Raw genomic sequence first — 2196 nt, 5'->3', positions numbered from 1 at the left:
CGGCAATACCCAGGCGATCGTCGTACCGAAGGACTCGCCGATTCATTCGTTGGCCGATCTTAGGGGCAAGCGCGTCGCCTTCGGCAAGGGATCGAGCGCGCACAATCTCCTGGTCGCGGCGCTCGAGAAGGCCGGYCTGTCCTGGTCCGACATCACGCCTGCGCCGCTCGCGCCGGCCGATGCGACGGCGGCCTTCGTGAAGGGCTCGGTCGACGCCTGGTCGATCTGGGATCCCTATCTCGCCCTGGCCGAACTGAAGGAGAATGCGCGCGTCATCGCCTTCGACAAGGACGTGCACAAGCCGAACGCCTTCTACATCGCCGGCACCGATTTCGTGGAGAAGTATCCCTCCCTCGTCGCGAAGCTCAACACCGCCTTTGCGTCCGAAGGCGTATGGGCGGATTCGCACCATGAGGACGTGGCGAAGGCGCAAGCGGAGGCGACCGGCGTCGACATCGAAGCTGTCAAGCGCTTCGTCGCCCGCTCCAATTATCGCGTGGTGCCGCTCGATGCCGAGGTGGTCAAGAGCCAGCAGGCGGTCGCTGACCGCTTCGCCAAACTCGGCCTGATCCCGAAGCCGGTCAACCTCTCCGACATCGTCTGGAAATGGACGCCGGGGTCCTGAGCAGGGTTCAGCCCTTCAGCGCGGCCAGCAACTCATCCGGGCGCTCGGCCATGATCATGTGGCCCGCGCCCGGCACCACGACGGTCTTCGCATGCGGGATCGCCGCCGCGAGCGCCTTGCCCGCCTTCGCCGGTGTCATCATGTCGCGCTCGCCGAGGATCAGCGTCGCAGGCACTTTGACGCTCGCGGCAGCCTGAAGCGCATTGGCGTAAGCGTTGCAGGCCGACAGATCCCTGAACAGCACGCCCGGCTCGCAAGACTTCAGCACCGCCTGCGCGCCGCCATGCATCCACAGGCCCGGCGCGAGGCTGCCGCCGAGCTCCGCGTTGAAGCCGAGGCCCCAGATCGACACCATGTCGTTGGCATCCTGCGAGTTGGCCTCGGCCGCCTTGAGCAGATCCGGGCCGACCGTCATGGTCGCGGCGGTGCCGATCAGGCTCAGCGCAGAGACCTTGTCGGGATGCCGCGCGGCGGTCTCCAGCGAAATCAGCGATCCCATGGAGTGGCCGATCAGATGCGCCTTCGCGGCTCCTGCGGCATCGAGCAGCGCCGCCGTCCAGTCCGCCATCTCGGCGATGCTTGCGAGCGAGGGGCCGGCCGAGCGGCCGTGACCGGGCAGGTCAGGCGCCAGCACGGAGTAGCCGTGATGGGCGAACCAGCGCGTGTGCAGCGCCCAGGTCGAATGGTCGAAGCCGGCGCCGTGGATGAAGACGACCGCGGGCAGGGACTTGTCGAACTCGCGGCCGCCGGTTGCGACAAATACATCAGTGCCGTTGACGGAGAGCTTCATGGCCTAAACCTTTTGCGAGACGCGCAGCGCTTGATTGAGGTCGTCGATGATGTCGGAGGCGGTCTCGATGCCGATCGAGAGACGCACCAGCTCCTCGCCGATGCCGGCGGCCTTGAGCTGCGCGGCGTCCATCTGCTGGTGCGTGGTCGAGGCCGGGTGGATCACCAGCGTCTTGGCGTCGCCGACATTGGCGAGATGGCTGATCATGCGCAATGACTCGATGAACTTGCGGCCGGCGGGCCGTCCGCCCTTGATGCCGAAGGAGACGATCGAGCCGGCGCCGCGCGGCAAGAGCTGCTTGGCGAGCTGGTAGTCCGTGTGGTCCTCGAGCGAGGGATGCAGCACCCAGTCGACGGCCTTGTTGGTCTTCAGCGCCTCCAGCACGGAATGCGTGTTCTGCATGTGACGGTCCATGCGGACGCCCAGCGTCTCCACGCCCTGCAAGAGCTGGAACGCGTTGGTCGGCGACAGGCAGGCGCCGAAATCGCGCAGGCCTTCGGTGCGCGCGCGCATGATGAAGGCCGCGGTGCCGAACTGCTCGTCGAAGACGATGCCGTGATAGCCGCCATAGGGCTCGGTCAGCACGCCAAACTTGCCGGAGCCGCGCCAGTCAAAACGGCCACCGTCGACGATGGCGCCGCCGATCGCGATGCCGTGGCCGCCGATCCACTTGGTCGCCGAATGCATCACGATGTCCGCCCCGAGCTCGATCGGCCGGCTGAGATAGGGCGTGGCGAAGGTGTTGTCGATCAGCAGTGGAATCTTTGCCTCATGCGCGATC

Annotated in this window: 3 protein-coding genes; 1 reads left to right on the top strand and 2 read right to left on the bottom strand. The window is 66.4% G+C overall.

Annotated features, from left to right (window positions below):
- Positions 1-625 (top strand): aliphatic sulfonate ABC transporter substrate-binding protein (locus tag AC1D00_RS37745; RefSeq protein WP_477014171.1); only part of this gene is annotated, 625 nt, incomplete at its 5' end.
- A gap of 7 nt (positions 626-632) precedes the next feature.
- On the opposite strand, the gene AC1D00_RS37740 is transcribed toward AC1D00_RS37745, so the two are convergent.
- A complete protein-coding gene (locus AC1D00_RS37740; RefSeq protein WP_135177631.1) occupies positions 633-1415 on the bottom strand; it encodes an alpha/beta fold hydrolase in 783 nt (260 codons plus the stop codon).
- A gap of 3 nt (positions 1416-1418) precedes the next feature.
- The coding region (locus tag AC1D00_RS37735; RefSeq protein WP_477014170.1) for a PLP-dependent transferase at positions 1419-2196 on the bottom strand (778 nt) is incomplete at its 5' end.

The sequence above is a fragment of the Bradyrhizobium sp. P2_E8 genome, assembly GCF_056403875.1.
The sequence above is the reverse complement of the archived record's forward strand: the minus strand, read 5'-3'. Positions and strand labels throughout refer to the sequence as shown.